This is a genomic window from Aeromonas sp. R1-2 (assembly GCF_040908505.1).
GTDB classification, from domain to species: Bacteria; Pseudomonadota; Gammaproteobacteria; order Enterobacterales; family Aeromonadaceae; genus Aeromonas; species Aeromonas veronii.
The window spans coordinates 77372-94537 of sequence record NZ_JBFODU010000029.1 but is presented as its reverse complement, the minus strand read 5'-3'; the positions used below and the strand labels follow the sequence as shown (position 1 = coordinate 94537).

The window sequence follows — 17166 nt, the reverse complement described above, 5'->3', positions numbered from 1 at the left end:
GAATGGGTGACGCCGCCATGTTGGCACCACAAAAAATTGACAAGAAGTTTAACCAGTTGAGCTCGGTGAGGCCATGCCATACATCACAACTGGCCCCTCAACTTGGCTATTTGCTCTAAAAGACACCACTCACCCAGAGATGGCCACTGATGGCGCATGACTGGCCTAGCATCAGTTGCCTGAACTTCGATGGCTTTCAGATGTTATGGGGGCTGAAGACTACCCATTATGGGAGGTTATGATCTTCCTAACACTCCCCTGTGAGCCCCAAAAAATGGATTTGCGAAAATCATACCGTCTGTTGTAGGGTATTCTTGCTTCGCCAGCATGACCTTCGCACGAGTCGAAACAGGCCTGATGATTCTTAACCTTCTCGTAGTTGATATCATGACCTTGGATGGTTAAACGTGCGGCATGAAAACCCAAGGTTCGAGGATGCAACTATGAACCTATCCAATCTCGCTCGTGAAGCACGCAGAGCTCTGCAACTCCTTTCTGGTACCACCACCACTCATCAACAAACGCTGGAGTTGCTAGCTGCAGCTCTGGGTTTTGGCTCGTATGCCGCGCTGACATACAGGTCGATCGTGCTGGTTGATGCCGACGTTCAAGAGACACCCATGTCTACCAATATCGAGCGTGTCCAGGAGCGAGCCAAAGACATTCTTGGCCAAGAGATACCAGCCCACATTATCGTTGACATCATGCGCCAGCATCGAGTCCATGTGCTGACCCTCCTCGAAGAAGATGAGGTCAACAAATACGAAAATCCACCTTATAGACCGTCTTATATACCGGCTTATGCTCTGCACCAATTAGCACGCTTGGCCCCCCTCATCGACCACCCCAATGGGGAAAATTACGAGGTCGTTGACAGTCTGGTCAAGCAGGTCAGACGCATAGCTGAGAGAGAGCACATCCCCGCTCTTCTCGTGGCCTTGTCTGACCATTTGTCTGTCCCGTTACAAGAACCCGAAGCATACCTGGATTTTGCTACGCTGGAACGTCGTGATGAGGCTTACCGGTTGTACCTTGGTGGTGCTGAGCTGCACGGCGAACAGCTGCAAATTGCAAAGTCCGAGGCATACGCTAGATGGCGAAAAGGCATGCACATAGATTTGCTGCTCGATGCCATTGCACTTGACGATGAAGATGCCGAAGATTTACTGGCAGATTGGATTAGGCACGACGATCAAGGCGTAAACCTCAAGTACATCAGTGGTAGGAATCTTGCGTTGGTTGCACCAATGCTGATGGAGTCCAGCTACCATGATGACGCAGTTCAGGCATGGCTGGCTGCCACCAAACATAACGGTATCAAGCACAGGCTTGTATCATCCTGTTACCAACACGATCTCCTGTATAGAGCTACCGTGAATACCTACTTCTCTCGCTTGTTTTCAGATAATAGGTGGCGCAGTTGCGAGCCGAAGATTGAGCATAAATACCACGACTATCTGCTCCTACAATGCGATACAGAAGAACAGGCGTCGTACCTCTTTCCCGATTGGAATAATCGGCAAGGACGTTCCGCTCTCAGAGCCTTGAGTCCTGCACTCGATGAACAGGCCAAGCTTGATGCAAAAAGAATCTTTGATGCCTACCATGCTCGCTGACAAATTATGGTAATAGGCAGTTGAGTCTGTAAAGACTCACCTTCCCATCTGCATCACAATGAACGGCCAGCTTGACCATCGTTTGAAGGCCAAGCTGGCTTCGTCAACTCCAGCCTCAATACAGACAGCACTCCAGCTCGTTTGCTTACCTGATTTGCTCGATAGCTGGTCAGGATGCCACGCCGCCCTAACATCCGGTTAGTTTTCATCATCTACATCCCCCTCCCTTGTCAGCAAAGCTGGCCGCCCCTGTTTGCCCAGAGCGCCTCCAAGGCCCATAGCGCAATCTATGAACAAAAGGGGCAATGACGCCCCCATATCCCAGCAAGCACTCTGGGGCACTGAGCAGCGTCAGGACAGGGGGAGGATATGGCATGCAACAAGGGACATTTGTCACCACATGACACTCTGACGCCCTCTCATTCGCGACCGGTGTCACTCGCATCACGCCCCCAAATGCCAGCAGCTCACCCCCCAAAGCACCACCCTTAATAATCAACAACTTAACCAGTAACATGCAACGTAGCCTACACTTCGAAGGCGATTTACTTGAAGGCAGTGACAGAATGACACCGTGACACAAGAAAGAGCAGCCTGAAACTTGCGGGAAACCTATTTGGGGACTGATTTGATTCCTGAAAAGTACCTAAAAAGTTGGTACCAAGCACAGTGCCAGCAATCAATTTCATAACCACAAATACAGTTGAATTACAATGAGTTGCGTTGCAATTTCAGATGATGTCGAGGGAGCCAAATACTAAAGCCCAGCCTTTTGGCTGGGCTTTTTCGTATCTGCTGCTGTTTGCCTCAAACTTATCTCGCTTTCCCATCATCCTTGGCTGAGCGCAATCCAGACTCCCTGTTTCGCTCAGCCTCAACCAGACTCGATGATGACTCTGATTCCTACCCGACCAGCTCAGTTGACTACATGTTTACGAGCAAGCAGTTTCCCGGAAGGTCGGGCATGACACAACAGGGGGAATTGCTTATTGGCGGGTGATCCGGATCTGCAGGGTCTGGCGCTCGCTCTGGCTGCCTCGCCCACCCTGTAGCTGGGTGCCGAGGCTACTCTCCTGATCCGCTGAGCTGGTCGAAAGCTCCCCCACCGTCAGCCACTGGCCCGGGGCCCCGCTCACCTCGGTGGCACTCTGCCCACGATTGATGGTGCCCTGATCCAGCCTCGCCTGTTCGCTGCTCAGCGCAATCTGCACCCGATCGCCAATCAAGGTGGCCGTGGCATAGAGGCCGTTCACCAGCGGCATCATCCCCACTACGGCGCCCCCGTTCCACTGATAGAAGGTGACCGGCTGATAGGAGCCCATCTGCAGCAGCACGGGACGGCCCGACAGCCCGCGCACCTGCCAGCTGTCGTTCTGGCTGCGCTGGTACTGCTGGGCGTTGCCATCGACCAGCCACTGCCGCTTGGCCTCGTCGCGACTGATTGAGCCCCCCAGTTGCTGACCGCTGGCGGCACCATCCACCCGCCACTCGATAAGCAGGCTTTGCGGTGGCTGGTTGATCTGCGCCAGCGTGGCTTCGGCCTCCTGCAGCTGGGCTGGCGTCCCGCTCAGCACCAGCTGATTCCCCATGGCGCTGACCCCAAGCTGGGGATAGATCTCCTTGAGGGTCTGCACCGCCGCCTGCGCCTCGAATACCGGGATCACTTTCACCTCGGCCCACAGCGATGGGCTCCACAGTCCCATCATGCAGCCAAGCCACAGCAGCGCCCTGCGGCCAACCTTGCCCATCCGAACCATTACGCTCTCCTCGTTCTCTGTACTCTTCTCACACTCTGTTCTCTTCTCTCTGCTTAAGGCGTAGACCTACGCCTGCAGTCAACAGCTCAGCCCTATTCCGCTCACCCGTCGATGATGAACCCGGCGGTTGCCAAAAAACAATCGGGAATGCAGCAACTCCGTGATTTCCCACGGTATGAGGCTCTCATTCCACGCCCGTTATCGCGTAAGATAGCGCCATCATAGTTGCCCAAGCGGAATCCATCATGTTGAAACAGCTGTTGTTACTCCCCCTCGCCCTGCTGCTGGGGGCCTGCTCGCTGACCCAGTACAATGTCAGCGAGGCCGAAATCAACCAGTACCTCAAAGATCAGGTCTCTTTTGAAAAACAGCTGGGGATCCCCGGCATCATGTCGAGCAAGATCCGTCTGGACGAGATGCAGAGCCGCATCGGCCGCAAACAAGCAGATCGCATCGAGCTGGACGCCGCTGGCGATCTGCAGGTGAGCAGCCCCCTTGGCAGCCAGCAGATGAAGATCCGCTTTGCTTTGAGCGCCCGCCCGGACTATGTGGCCGATCAAGGCGCCATCTATCTGCGCGACCTTGAGCTGCTCTCGGTCAAGACCGAGCCGGCCGATATCGGGGCTGCCCTCACCCCGCTGCTACCCACCTTCAATCAGTCGCTCTCCCTGTTCTTGTCGCAGACCCCGGTCTACCGCCTCGACAGCAGCCGCAAGAACGAAGCCAGGATCAAGGAGAAGGTAGAAGCCCTCAAGGTAGAGCCGGGCCGTCTGGTCATCCCGTTCAAGCTGCTCTGATCGCCGTCGCACCGGCACTTTCATCGCAATAAACAGATAACCGTCCTCTTCGACAGCACACATCCGGTTTAACGTGCAGCCGAATGGGGCGGTTTTTTACTTCTCAAGTCCCCTGCAACACAGCATAATGCAGACCATTCTCATTTAGATTCGTTATGAGAAGCGTCAATAATAAAACCAATGGTGAGAAGGGACATGAGAAAAACCGTACTGGTTCAGGCGATTGCCTGCGCACTGATCAGCGGCGCCGCACACGCTGCCGTCAAAGTCGAAGACAAGACATTCAATACCGCCGCCAACATGCTGGCCTATACCGAATTCGAGCTCTCCGGTGAGCCGCTGGCCGAAGCGCTGGGGCTGGATCTGGATGTGCTGGATGCCAACCGTGCCGATGAGCCGACCCCGTTCGACTTCGCTGCCGGCATCGAATCCTACGAATACTCCGAAGAGGCGATGTACGCCCTCAACTACCAATCCGGCATGGGCCCGCATCTGGTGAACGGGCCGCAAAACCTGGCCCGTGGCGGCACCATGGCATCTCTGGGGCAACGGGTGTTGGCCATGGCCGATGCCGTTGGCTTCCCGGCGGATGAAGTGCCGCAGGGCATGTATCCCCTCTCCCTGCCCTACGCCTCTGCCAATCCGGAGTTTGCCCAGGCCGTCAACGCCACCCCGGTCAATGGCGACCAGATCACCATCAAGACCGCCAAAGGGACCGAGAAAACCGTCAAGACCCAGGTGCCCGCCTACTTCCGTGACTACAGCACCCTGCGCTGGAGCGGCAGTGACAACCTGCTGGTGCCCGCAGCGGTGGGCGGCATCCTGCTCAAAGAAGTGATGTGGTCCCAGGACTTCCTCGGCGGCATGCACGTAGCCGAAACCGATGAAGAGGTAGAAGCCGCCTCCGCCACCATGGATCAGGATGGCAAGCACAAGCTGGGCGTCTCAGCCGCCGATGGTTTCAACGGCATGATGCTGACCGAGCAATCCATCGACAAGCTGGCCATCATGCAGAACCAGCTTGGCTTCGATGGCAAGCAACTGGGCGCCAAAATCACCCCGCAGTACGATCCGGCCAAGGGCGTGATTTACTTCCCCCATCAGGTGAAAGTGACCGAAACCAGCAACAACGATGCCGGTGCCATCAGCAAGCTGGAGGTGGTGGATGGTTCCGCCCAGCTGCGCGATGCCTGGATGATGCTGTGGCCGCTCTCCGAGTTCTATGCCTTCAGCGATCAGCGCAGCGCCAACACCAACCAGAACCCGGCCTTCCACGCCGTGTTTGACGGTGCGCCGTTTGCCGCCGCACCGGCTGCCAACAAGACCAATGACCTGGGCAAAGCGGTCACGGGCAGCGATGCCTTCTCGCTGGCGATAAATCTCTCCAACCTCACCTTCAAGAACCTGGCAGCCCTGCACTTTGATACCAAGGCTGGCACCCTGGTCGACAGCTGGCAGGCAGGCAAACAGGGCAAGCACGTCACCACCTTTGACGCCGCTTACGCACTGGTCGCCCTGCAGATCTTCCAGCGCGCTCAGGATGCACTGCCGGTCGGTTACGCCGCCGGTGACAATGGCGAGCTGAACCTCAAGACCAAGCAGGGTCAGCAGGCGCTCGACTTGATCCGCAAACAGGCCGATTTCATCCTTGCCAACCTCAAGGGCAAAAATGGTCTGGTGCATGACGGCATCACGCTAGGTGGCAAGCTCGATGCCGGCCACTCCATCGATGCACAGTTCGCCGCCATCCGTGGTCTGACCGCCGCGTTCCTCGCTACCTCCGATGCCAAGTACCGCACTGCCGCCCGCGAGCTGTTTATCGCTGCCGACAAGGCCTACTTCAATGCCAAGGCGGGCACCTGGCTGGCGGGTAAACAGGGTGAATACACTCCCTGGACCCAGGCTGCCATCTCCGGCGCCCTGCGCTCTGCCATGCTGAACCTGCGCAACGAAGGGGCCGAGAAGGCGCCCGAGCTGGAGCTGGCCAAGCTGACCGGTCAGTACGTCAGCTGGTTCCGTGGCACCGTCAACGGTGGCATGCAGATGGCCGAGTGGATCGGTGACTCCGGCGAGAACATCATCGAAGGTGCCGGCAGCGACACCGATGAAGATGGCGTACCGCAAGTGACCGCTGCCGGTGGCAAGCACGGCACCGCCATGGTGATGGCCGCTAAAGCAGTGGTTAGCGAGTAATCCTCGCCATTCACCAGCATGAAAAAGGGAGCCAAATTGGCTCCCTTTGCATTACAGCGTCTGACACAGTTTCAAGGGCCTTCCTCAAACCAGCTTGTCCAGCATCTCCTTGGTCACCAGCACAATCCCCTGCTCGGAGCGGTAGAAGCGGCGGCTATCCTCATCGGCATTCTCGCCCACCACCAGCCCATCGGGCAGCACACATCCCTTGTCCACCACCACCCGGCGCAGACGGCAACCGGCGCCAATCTCGACCCCGGGGAAGATGATGGCCTGATCCAGGGTACAGAAGGAGTGCACCCGCACATTGGTAAAGAGCACCGAGTTGAGCACAAACGACCCGCTGACGATGGTCCCGCCCGAGAACATGGAGTTGATGGTCATGCCATGCTGACCGTTGCGGTCCTGCACAAACTTGGCCGGTGGTGTCAGGGTCTGGCTGGTCCAGATGGGCCAGTTCTGATCGTAGATATCAAGCTCGGGCAGCACGGAGGCGAGATCCATGTTCGCTTCCCAGAACGAGTCCAGCGTACCTACATCACGCCAGTAGGGCTTTTGCCCCTCGCGCGCCCCGACACAGGACATGTTGAAGGGGTGAGCAAATGCCATCCCCTCCTCCACGATGCGGGGGATCACATCCATCCCGAAGTCGTGTTTGGAGTCCTGATTGTGAATATCTTCCTCCAGCAGTTGGTAGAGGTACTCCGCCTCGAAGATATAGATCCCCATGGAGGCCAGCGAGCGATCTTCGCAACCCGGCATGGCAGGCGGATTGGCCGGTTTTTCGACGAAGGCGCGGATCTTGCGCTGCTCGTCGATATCCATGATCCCGAAGGCGGATGCCTCAGCCCGCGGCACCTCGATACAAGCGACCGTCACCTTGGCACCGAGGCGCACATGGTCGAGCAACATGGCGGCGTAATCCATCTTGTAGATGTGATCCCCCGCCAGCACCACCAGGTATTTGGGGCCGTAGTCACGGATGATATCGACGTTCTGGTAGATGGCATCGGCGGTGCCGCGATACCAGTGCACCTCGTCCACCCGTTGCTGGGCAGGGAGCAGGTCGATGAATTCGTTCATCTGGTAACGCAGGAAGGACCAGCCCGATTGCAGGTGACGCAGCAGGCTGTGAGATTTGTATTGGGTGACTACACCAACGCGGCGGATCCCCGAGTTGATACAGTTGGAGAGCACAAAATCAATGATCCGGAATTTGCCACCGAAATGGACGGCAGGCTTGGCGCGGTTGTCAGTCAACTGCTTCAGGCGACTACCACGTCCACCCGCCAGCACCAGTGCCATACTCTGGTTCAATAATTGTCGTGCTTTGGCACTATTTTCGGGCTCTAACAACATGATTTACCTCTGCCTTGTTTGATCTATTTTCAACTCATCTTCGCCTGTTTCGGCACCTGTGAAAGTGGTTTCACTCACATTTAACCGATCTCAATTGACCCTTTTCACCGAGTTGCGAGGAATAGCATGCTTTGCTCCGCCAGCTTGGTTAAAATTCCCCCACAAAGCAGCCACTTCAAGGATGACAAGATGGTTCACAAGCTCGGACGTACCCTCTTTCTGATCGCCACCATAGTGACCATACCCCTGCTGCTCCTGCAAGCAGTTTGGTTGGCCCTTCAGAGCACACCGCTCACATTGGCCATTATTCTGGCCACCACACTGCTTGGCATGATCCTGCTGTTGATGCTGGCCATCCGCACCATGGATGGCATGCTCCAGCATCAGGAGCTCACCTGGGTCAAGGCGATCAGGGGACGGGATCCCTCACAACTCGATGAGCCCGCCTCCCAGGAGGTGCTGCAACAGCTGCTGGAGCAGTTCGAAAGCGCCGAGCAGAGCGCCCATCGCCAGCTGACCGAGCTCAGCAACCTGGCCACCACCGACGAGCTGACCCAGCTTCTCAACCGCCACGCGTTTCGCCGCGACATGACCGAGTTGCTGCAGCGGGATCAGGACACCCAGACCGCGACCCTGGTGCTGATCCGTGCCACCGAGCTTGGCAAGATCAACGCCCAGCGCGGCTTCCAGTCTGGTGATGCCTACATCAAGGACATGGCCGCTCTCATCAAGCGGGTGGTAAGCCGCTTCCCGGGCAATCAGGTCTACCGCATTTCGGGGGCCGATTTCGCCGTGCTGGTGCAACCGGTGGCCAATATTCCTCCCCATCTGCTGGGACAGGATTTGAAGGTGGCCTTCGATCACTATCAGGATCAGCACGAGCTGGAGAGCACCGGTTACTCGGGGCTGACCAAGCTCAGCAGCGGCCAGAAAATCGAAGCCGTGCTGGCCAGAGCGGATCTGGCACTGGCTCGCGCCCAGACCGAAACCATCAACGGCTGGGCCATCCAGCAAGATGACAGCGCCTCCGAGCTACAGGGGCAACACCACTGGCGCGACGTGCTGACCGAAGTGCTGGCACAGGAGCGACTCAGCTTTACCTACCAGCCGATCCAGCCCCTGCACCGCAGCATGCTGGCTTACAACGAGATCTACACCCGCTTCAGCGGCAATGACGGCACCGCCCTGCCCACCGACACCCTGTTTGCCATGGCGCAGCGGCTGGATATGGTGATGCGGCTGGAGCAGCTGGTCATTACCCACATCATGCGCCAGTACCGGGCCTTTGGTGCCAACCAGAGTCGCTGGGGGATCAATCTCTCTCCCAACTTGCTGCAAAACAGCGCCTTCCTGATCTGGCTTGACCGCCAGCTGCTCAAAGATCCCAATACCAGCGCCAATCTGGTGTTCGAACTGGATGAAGAGCATCTGGAACGCAACCTGACAGGCGCCAAGCGGGTGTTTGAACTGCTGCGCCGCAACGGCAGTCGCTCGGCCATCGCCAATTTCGGCAAGGGGATCGGCTCCTTTACCCTGTTTCGCGAGCTCAAGCCCGACTACATCAAGCTGGACCCTGCCCTGATCACCGGACTGGAGCAGGATCAGACCAACCAGCAGTTCGTGCGGATGATCGTCGATGTATCGCATCGGATGGGGTGTCAGGTGATTGCAGAGGGGGTAGAACAGCTTGGTCAGAAACAGCTGCTGCAGGGGATGTACGTCGATGGCTTGCAGGGCTATCTGATCGCCCGGCCGCAACCGCTGCGACCGGATATCAGCCAACTGGGGCTCTTTACTGAGGATGCTTCAGCTTCAACAGGGTCAGAATGATGTCATTGAGCTGGCGATAGCGCTCCAGCTCTTTCTGATCGTACCGGGTCGCCAGCGTGGTGGGGTTGTGGCGGTTCTTGAGGTAACGGTTGATTTGCAGGCGATTGAACCCCGCCACCTGATAGACCTGGCCAAGCAGGGTATTGAGTTCATCGTGCTCCAGACCGGCTCTGGCCAGATAGTCCCCATCGGCGGGACTCTCGGTCTGGTGACTCCACTTGCCAATGCGACCACTCTCCTGCAGATAGCTGAGCCACTGTTCGATATAGAGAGGTTTACACCCCGCCAACAGGTTGAAAAAGCCCACCGCGTCGCAACGACAACCGCTCAGAAGCACGACCGCCAGCTGATCGTCATCGCACTGGAAGGTCACTGGTCCGGCTTGCGCCCAATCCAGGGCCTGCACCCGAATACTGGCCTTCTCACCCGCAGCTCCCGTTACGTCGAATACAAACATGGCGCTCCTCCCTTGGCAAAAGGTTGATGATGGACCATCCCCCTGACAGGTGCAAAGGCAAATCGGCTTTTAACTCATCAATCGGGCTATTCGACCATAAAAAAGACCGGCACCCTCACGGATGCCGGTCTTTGTCCCGATGGCCTGTGCGTTCAGGCCATCAATGGAGGCGCTTTCAGGCGTCCAGTTCAACCAGTGCCTTGGCCAGCTCGATGGGTTCGAGCTCCTGACCTTCCAGATCGGCGTTCCAGTTCGGGCCGACCAGTACATCGTCTTCATCCAGATCGTTGATCCAGATATCGAGAAACTCTTCCAGATCGATCACTTCCGGCTCGTAATCGGCCCACTCGTCGACGCAGTGCAGACGGGCGTCCTCTTCGGCAGACCAGAGCGGCATCACGTCGGCATCTTCAAATTCGGCGGAGCGGCAGACGACCCAGTCTTCCCCATAGCGCAGACCCCACACCTGACCCGACTCGCGGACTTGTTCGATAAACAGTTGGAAATTGGCGTCAAGGTTGTCGTTAAGCATGCTCATGGGATTCTCTCTTTCTTTCGGGTGCTGCGGCATTGTCGGGCGACAATACGATGGCCAAATGGTGTCGCAAAAGTGACATGGACTCAAGCATATTGGGGTTATTCCGGGAAAAAAGCCGGGATAACCCATATTTGCCTGCAAAAACGCCTCCCGATGGAGGCGTCTTGCAGATTCAGGAGATCAACGCTCCCAGTAAACCTCTTCCAGACTGTCCTCTTTCTCCGGCAAACCGCGGGAGAGACGGGGACTGCTCTGGGCCAACACCTCGTAGCTGACGCGGTTGGCGTATTTGCACACCTGGGCCAGTGAGGAGTAGGTCAGGAACTCGGAGATGTGCTTGGCGGAGTTGGGCACATTCATCCGGTGATAGGAGTTGGCCACCATGTCGTGCAGCACGGCGGAAAGGGCGCCATCCCCTGCCCCGTTGGTGTTCTTGATCTTCTCCGGGCCACCCATATACGGGGAGATGTGGGAGTAGATGCGGGCCGGTTTACGGCACTTGGCACGGGCCATCGGGCGGCTGAACTCATACATGTTGAACTCGGGGATAACGCCGGGCAGCAGGGTATGAGTGGTCTCGCGCTTGTAGTCCTCATCGGTGTAGCTCGCCATGTAGAGGCCGATGGGGCCAGCAGTACAGAGCACCATATCGGCCCAATCCAGCGCCTTGTCGGCCGCACCGAGCGGATCAGCGATACCGGTCAGGGCTTCACCTTCGTCTTCGTTCATCGCCAGCACAGTCACGTTCTCGGCAATGAAGTCGCGCCACCACTGGGGGTTTTCGTCGATGACGAAACGGGTGCCCAGGGTCAGCACCACGGGAATATCGGCCTCACGGGCATAACGCACCGCAGTCATGGCCGCCTCTTTCATCGGGTCACCATCGTCACCACGCACCAGATAGGCGGTGATCACCAGGGCAGACGCCCCTTTGATCACATCCTCCGGAATATGCTGCACATCCAGCTGGTTCATCTTGCCGGCGTTGATGCCGAAGCTGCGTTCGCCGCACTCGGTGATGAAGGTGAAGCAACGGCCGATGGGGCCATCCACCGGCTGCAGATAGTCCAGATTGACGCGGGAAGAGGTGTTGCACAGATAACGGTAGGCGTAGCAGCCGATGCGAATATCCTGACTCATCACACCCAGCAGGATGGAGTGGGAGTCGGCCAGTACCGAGTAGTTGTGTACCGTGTTGCCGATAGTGCCACCGGCAAACTCGCTCACTACCATGTTGTTGGCCTTGAGCTCGTCATAAATCCGTTCGGCCACGTCGTCGTTGATGACGACGGAGTGCCCCTTGCTCAGACCATAACGGGTCAGAAAGTCTTCATCCACATGGGCTTCGATATCAACCAGGGTCTGATCAATCCCGACGACGTAGGCTTTGCCCAGCTCGGTTAACAGGGGATTTTGCGGAACCAGGGGATCGCGTCTGTCGACAGGGAAGTAGTGTTTGGACTTGCGCTGACCGGGAAATTTCATGGCAATGTTCTGTGCTCTGGGGGAAAGAGGGGCGGGATTTTAACACAATCCGCCGCCCCGAAAAGTCGCCCTGTTTAAATAATGGAGTCAGTATAGACAAGGCTTGCAAGGAAAAACGTTTGCCTTTTCACCATAAAAAAACCACCCCGTCCGGGGTGGTTCCCTAGCATAAAAAAGCGCCTGTTTTCAGGCGGCCGCCATGCCCTGCAACAGGGCCAGTACCGAAAAGAGGCCGAGGGCGAGCCAGAACAGCAAGGTGCCCAAAAAACGGGGCACATTGGGGGCTTTGGGGATCTGGATGCCAATGGCATGCAGGATGCGGCCGACCAACAGCATGGCGCCACCGGCATGCAGCCAGAGCGCACCGGCACCGGATAGCTCGCACAGCGCCATCAGCAGCAGGGTCAACGGCACATACTCGGCAAAATTGCCGTGAGCCCGGATCGCCGCCAGCAGCTCGGGGGCTTCCCCCTGCCCTATCATCACCCCGAACTGGGCGCGGCGTCTGACCACCCAGAAGGAGAGCCCCAGAAACAGCAGCCCCAGCAGACCTGCATAAATCAGCGTGATATGTACCATGACTCGACTCCTTGTTTGACTGACTGCCGGTCACTCATGCCAATTCGCGGCAGATGAGCGAGACCATCATCCTGATATGGGCCTGATCGCTGTTGAGGGCCGGAATATATTCAAACCGCTCGCCACCGGCCTCCATGAAGATCTCCCGATTCTGTACCTGAATTTCCTCAAGGGTTTCGAGGCAGTCGGCCGCAAAGGCAGGGCAAATCACATCGAGTCGCTTGATGCCCGCTGCAGGCATACCGGCGATGGTCACGTCTGTGTAGGGCTTGAGCCACTCCTCCTTGCCAAAGCGGGACTGGAAGCTGGCCGTCCACTGCCCGGTCTCCAGCCCGAGCGCCTCGGCCAGCAAGCTGGCGGTATGGCGACACTGGTGACCATAGGGGTCCCCTTCGTTCTCGTAGCGCTCGGGAATGCCGTGGAACGACATCAGCAGATGATCACCCTGACCGTGCTGCTCCCAGTGACGGCGTACGCTCATGGCCAGCGCCTGAATGTATTCGGGATGGGCGTGATAATCACGAATGAGCCGCACCACCGGCAGATTGCGTTCTCTCTTCATCGCCTTGCCCCAGGCATCGAAGACCGAGGCGGTGGTACTGACCGAATATTGCGGATAGAGCGGCAACAGGATCACCCGGTTGACCCCTTTGGCCTTGAGCGCCTGCCAGCCATCATTCACTGACGGGGAACCATAGGTCATCGCCAGCTCCACCGGCACCTCGACCCCCTCCCGCTTGAGCTCCTGCTCCAGTGCGGCGCGCTGCTGCTTGCTTATCACCATCAGCGGCGAGCCCTGCTCGGTCCACACCTGCTGATAGAGCTTGGCCACTTTGGGCGAGCGCGTCGGCAAGATGATGAAGTGGAGCAGCGGACACCAGAGGTAACGGGGCAGGTCCACCACACGGGGATCGTGCAGGAACTGGCTGAGGAACGCTTTGACGGCAGCGGTGGTCGGTGCGGCTGGGGTACCCAGATTGACCAGCAATATTCCGGTTTTCGTGGTCACGTTGGCTTCCTGTCTATCTGTCATTATGCAAAAAGGGCCCGACAGGGCCCTTCTCTTTATTTATCTGATGGCACGGGAAACAGTGCCGGCAGCAAAGATCAGCCCAGAATGGTGGCAAGCTGCTTGCTGACCAGATCAACCGGCTGGGTGCCGTCGATCTTGACGTAACGGGTGTGGCCCGCTTCCGCCTCTTTGCCGTAGAAACCGATCAGCGGCGCGGTCTGCTGATGATATACATCCAGACGCTTGCGTACTGTGGTCTCTTCGTCGTCGGCGCGGATCACCAGATCTTCACCGGTCACGTCATCCTTGCCTTCCACTTTCGGCGGGTTGAACACCACGTGGTAGGTACGGCCGGAGCCGGAGTGAACGCGACGGCCGCTCATGCGCTTGACGATCTCTTCGTCCGGCACATCGAACTCCAGCACGAAATCAACCACGACACCAGCGTCCTTCATGGCTTGCGCCTGGGGAATGGTGCGCGGGAAACCGTCCAACAGGAAGCCTTTGGCGCAGTCCGGCTGAGCGATGCGCTCTTTGACCAGACCGATGATGATGTCGTCAGAGACCAGCTGACCTGCGTCCATCACAGCTTTGGCTTTCAGACCGAGCTCGGTGCCCGCTTTGATCGCCGCACGCAGCATATCGCCGGTGGAGATCTGGGGAATACCGTGTTTTTCCATGATGAACTGAGCCTGGGTACCTTTGCCGGCGCCCGGAGCCCCCAACAGAACAATGCGCATACACGCTCCTATTGATTGGTTATTCAAATCTTGCGAAGGCAAAAAAGTACACGGTTTCGCCCGTTTCTACAAGGGTGAGCCACTTGAATGAGCACTTTATCACCACAATAACCGGCTGATCGAACAGGATTTCATCGCAAGGGGAAGACGCAAAAATAGCCAGGGATTCAGCATAGAGCGCCAAAAGCAGGAAGGACGTACGACAGAAAAAAGATCCCGGCTCAGGGCCGGGAATTGCGCTCAAAAGTAACTACTTGTCGCTCGTAGTAGGAACAGGGCAATAGTAGTTTTCCCCCTGTGCGTCAACAACTGTCAGATGTGACAGGCAGGCCGCTATGAAACCGGAACTGCGGATCCGGCGAGCAGATTAGCTCGGCTTCCAGCTTGCCAAAGAAGGCCACCCGCTCGCTGATATCCTCCCCTGCGTACTGTTCGGCCAGGCTCAGGTAATCCTGATAGTGGCGCGCCTCGGAGCGCAGCAAAGAGACGTAGAAGCGGCTCAGCTCTTCGTCCAGATGGGGCGCCAACTTGGCAAAACGCTCGCAGGAGCGGGCCTCGATATAGGCGCCGATGATCATCTTGTCGACTATGGTGGCCGGTTCATGGGTGCGCACATGCTGCATCAACTGGCGGGCATAGCGGGAGGCCGTCACCGGCCCGTATTCGATGCCGCGGGCCTGCATGATCTCCAGCACCTGCTCGAAGTGATGCAGCTCCTCCTGAATGAGTCTCACCATGGGAAACAGCAGCGGATTGCGTTCCAGCTCGGCAAAGACGGTGCGATCAGACTCCCCCATGCTGCGTTTGCCCAGGATCTCGGCCTTCTCCGGGATGGCATCCAGCTCGCGATAGAACTCCAGCTTGGGCAGCAGATGGCGCTGGCCCTTGGGCAGGCAGTAGCGGCGCACCAGACTGTGGGCAGTGAGTGCGGCCTTGGTCTCGCAGTTGGCGTGATCGATGAGCAGGGTCGGTAAACGGGCCGGATCCCGCGCCATCTCCACCCACTCATCCGGGGTCTCGCACTGCAAAAACTGGCGCACAGGGGCTAACAGATCATCCATCTAAACTCTCGTTTGTTAAACACGCCGGTTAAAAGCGTATCGGTCATATATGTTGCCACCTATGCTAGCGGATCCTGCTGGCCATGCCCATATCCGGCAAGATAAACGGATGTTTTTCAAACAGATACCCCCTCCCCCTTCTGCCGGTGCGAGGTAGAAACGACAATGGGGGCCACTGGCCCCCATTTCGCTATCCCATCCGGCAAAACCGCAAACGTTTAACTGCCTTCGTTAAAAATTTCCAGATTGCTGGTGCCTTCCTGCCATTCACGCACCGCTTTGGTGTCATCGTTGCGCAGGGCGTTGAGGTGATCCAGATAGGACTGGTCCACGTCGGAGGTGACGTAGTGGCCATTGAAGACCGAGGTCTCGAAGTGACGCAGATCCGGGTTGATCTCCCGCACGGCGGCTTCCAGATCTTCCAGATCCTGGAAAATCAGGCCGTCAGCGCCAATCAGCTTGCATACCTCTTCCACTTCACGGCCGTGGGCGATCAGCTCGTTGGCGGTGGGCATATCGATGCCATAGACGTTGGGGAAGCGAATTTCCGGTGCCGCCGAGGCGAAGTAGACCTTGGCTGCCCCCGCTTCACGGGCCATCTGGATGATCTGCTCGGACGTGGTGCCACGCACGATGGAATCATCTACCAGCAACACCTTCTTGCCCTTGAATTCGGAGCTGATGGCGTTGAGTTTGCGGCGCACCGACTTCTTGCGCTGGGTCTGGCCCGGCATGATGAAGGTACGGCCGATGTAGCGGTTCTTCACGAAGCCCTGACGGTATGGCAGATCCAGGGTGTGAGCGATCTCCAGCGCCACATCACAGGAGGTCTCGGGGATGGGGATAACCACATCAACGTCGAGATCTTCCCACTCGCGGGCAATCTTCTGACCCAGCTTGCGACCCATGTTGAGGCGGGCGGCGTAGACCGAGACCTTGTCGATGCACGAATCGGGACGAGCGAAGTAGACGTATTCGAAGATGCAGGAGCTCATCTGCGGGTTCTCCGCACACTGCTCGGAGAAGAGCTGGCCCTGCTCGGTGATGTAGATGGCTTCACCCGGCGCAATATCCCGCACCGTCTCGAAACCGATGGCGTCGAGTGCCACGCTCTCGGAGGCGAGCATGTACTCCACCTGGCCCTGCTCGTCCTGACGACGACCGAGGATCAGCGGGCGAATGCCGTTGGGATCGCGAAAACCGATGAGACCATGACCAATCACCAGCGAGACCACCGCATAAGCACCGCGGATCTGCTGATGGGTTCTGCGCACCGCAGCGAAGATATCTTCGGGACGCAGGGCCATCTTGTCACAGCGATCCAGCTCGTGGGCCAGCACGTTCAGCAACACTTCCGAGTCGGAGGTGGTGTTGATGTGGCGGCGGGCGACCTTGAACTGCTGCTCCTTGAGCTCCTTGGCGTTGGTGAGGTTGCCGTTATGGGCCAGCACCATGCCGTAGGGAGAGTTCACATAAAAAGGTTGGGCTTCAGCGGCACTTGAGCTGCCTGCAGTGGGATATCTGACATGACCTATGCCGATATTCCCTTGCAGACGCTGCATGTGGCGCACTTCAAACACGTCCTTCACCAGGCCATTGGCCTTGCGTTGCCGGAAGTTTCCACTATCAATGGTCACGATCCCGGCGGCATCCTGTCCCCTGTGCTGCAACACCGTCAAGGCGTCGTAGAGGGCCTGATTGACGGGGGTGGTGCCAACTATACCGACAATACCACACATGTC

The 17166-nt window shown here is 57.6% G+C and carries 14 protein-coding genes; 4 read left to right on the top strand and 10 right to left on the bottom strand.

Features of this window, described 5'->3' with window-relative positions:
* Nucleotides 1-443 precede the first annotated feature (443 nt).
* Nucleotides 444-1616, top strand: a complete 1173-nt coding sequence (locus AB5Y76_RS12220; protein WP_263717040.1) for a hypothetical protein — start codon at nucleotides 444-446, stop codon at nucleotides 1614-1616.
* A gap of 986 nt (nucleotides 1617-2602) precedes the next feature.
* Here AB5Y76_RS12220 and AB5Y76_RS12215 read toward each other — a convergent pair.
* Nucleotides 2603-3373 (bottom strand): hypothetical protein, encoded by a 771-nt coding sequence (locus AB5Y76_RS12215; RefSeq protein WP_263717039.1) that lies wholly within the window; start codon nucleotides 3371-3373, stop codon nucleotides 2603-2605.
* A gap of 245 nt (nucleotides 3374-3618) precedes the next feature.
* On the opposite strand from AB5Y76_RS12215, the gene AB5Y76_RS12210 reads away from it, so the two are divergent.
* Both AB5Y76_RS12210 and AB5Y76_RS12205 read left to right on the top strand, forming a co-directional pair.
* Complete coding sequence (locus tag AB5Y76_RS12210) at nucleotides 3619-4170, top strand: lipoprotein (RefSeq protein WP_042055713.1); 552 nt, start codon at nucleotides 3619-3621, stop codon at nucleotides 4168-4170.
* Between the two features lie 195 nt (nucleotides 4171-4365).
* Nucleotides 4366-6363, top strand: coding sequence for a hypothetical protein (locus tag AB5Y76_RS12205; RefSeq protein ID WP_263717038.1), 1998 nt, complete (start codon nucleotides 4366-4368; stop codon nucleotides 6361-6363).
* An 84-nt stretch (nucleotides 6364-6447) separates the two neighbouring features.
* Here AB5Y76_RS12205 and glgC read toward each other — a convergent pair whose 3' ends face one another.
* Entirely contained in the window at nucleotides 6448-7722 is a 1275-nt protein-coding gene (gene glgC, locus AB5Y76_RS12200) for a glucose-1-phosphate adenylyltransferase (RefSeq protein WP_005337070.1), read from the bottom strand.
* A gap of 189 nt (nucleotides 7723-7911) precedes the next feature.
* Between glgC and AB5Y76_RS12195 the strand changes: the two genes are divergently transcribed.
* Nucleotides 7912-9552, top strand: a complete 1641-nt coding sequence (locus AB5Y76_RS12195; protein WP_167573110.1) for an EAL domain-containing protein — start codon at nucleotides 7912-7914, stop codon at nucleotides 9550-9552.
* On the opposite strand, the gene AB5Y76_RS12190 is transcribed toward AB5Y76_RS12195, so the two are convergent.
* The 8 genes from AB5Y76_RS12190 to purF form a co-directional block, all read right to left on the bottom strand.
* Nucleotides 9515-10009 carry a hypothetical protein gene (locus tag AB5Y76_RS12190; protein WP_042055706.1) on the bottom strand — a complete coding sequence of 165 codons (495 nt, stop codon included), beginning with the start codon at nucleotides 10007-10009 and terminating at the stop codon, nucleotides 9515-9517. The two genes, AB5Y76_RS12195 and AB5Y76_RS12190, sit on opposite strands and share 38 nt — an antisense overlap.
* 175 nt (nucleotides 10010-10184) lie before the next feature.
* Nucleotides 10185-10547: a DUF2750 domain-containing protein gene (locus AB5Y76_RS12185; protein WP_005337077.1), complete on the bottom strand. Its 363-nt coding sequence runs from the start codon at nucleotides 10545-10547 to the stop codon at nucleotides 10185-10187.
* Nucleotides 10548-10727: 180 nt separating this feature from the next.
* Nucleotides 10728-12032 carry an inosine/guanosine kinase gene (locus AB5Y76_RS12180; RefSeq protein WP_193860405.1) on the bottom strand — a complete coding sequence of 435 codons (1305 nt, stop codon included), beginning with the start codon at nucleotides 12030-12032 and terminating at the stop codon, nucleotides 10728-10730.
* A gap of 186 nt (nucleotides 12033-12218) precedes the next feature.
* Entirely contained in the window at nucleotides 12219-12611 is a 393-nt protein-coding gene (locus tag AB5Y76_RS12175) for an MAPEG family protein (protein WP_005346381.1), read from the bottom strand.
* Nucleotides 12612-12645: 34 nt separating this feature from the next.
* Nucleotides 12646-13620 carry a ferrochelatase gene (gene hemH / locus AB5Y76_RS12170; protein WP_201986855.1) on the bottom strand — a complete coding sequence of 325 codons (975 nt, stop codon included), beginning with the start codon at nucleotides 13618-13620 and terminating at the stop codon, nucleotides 12646-12648.
* A 98-nt stretch (nucleotides 13621-13718) separates the two neighbouring features.
* Nucleotides 13719-14363 (bottom strand): adenylate kinase, encoded by a 645-nt coding sequence (adk, locus tag AB5Y76_RS12165; RefSeq protein WP_005337083.1) that lies wholly within the window; start codon nucleotides 14361-14363, stop codon nucleotides 13719-13721.
* Nucleotides 14364-14665: 302 nt separating this feature from the next.
* Nucleotides 14666-15424, bottom strand: a complete 759-nt coding sequence (gene miaE, locus AB5Y76_RS12160) for a tRNA-(ms[2]io[6]A)-hydroxylase (protein ID WP_201986852.1) — start codon at nucleotides 15422-15424, stop codon at nucleotides 14666-14668.
* Between the two features lie 218 nt (nucleotides 15425-15642).
* On the bottom strand, nucleotides 15643-17163 hold the full coding sequence (purF, locus tag AB5Y76_RS12155; protein WP_005351229.1) for an amidophosphoribosyltransferase: 1521 nt from the start codon (nucleotides 17161-17163) through the stop codon (nucleotides 15643-15645).
* Nucleotides 17164-17166: the final 3 nt, after the last annotated feature.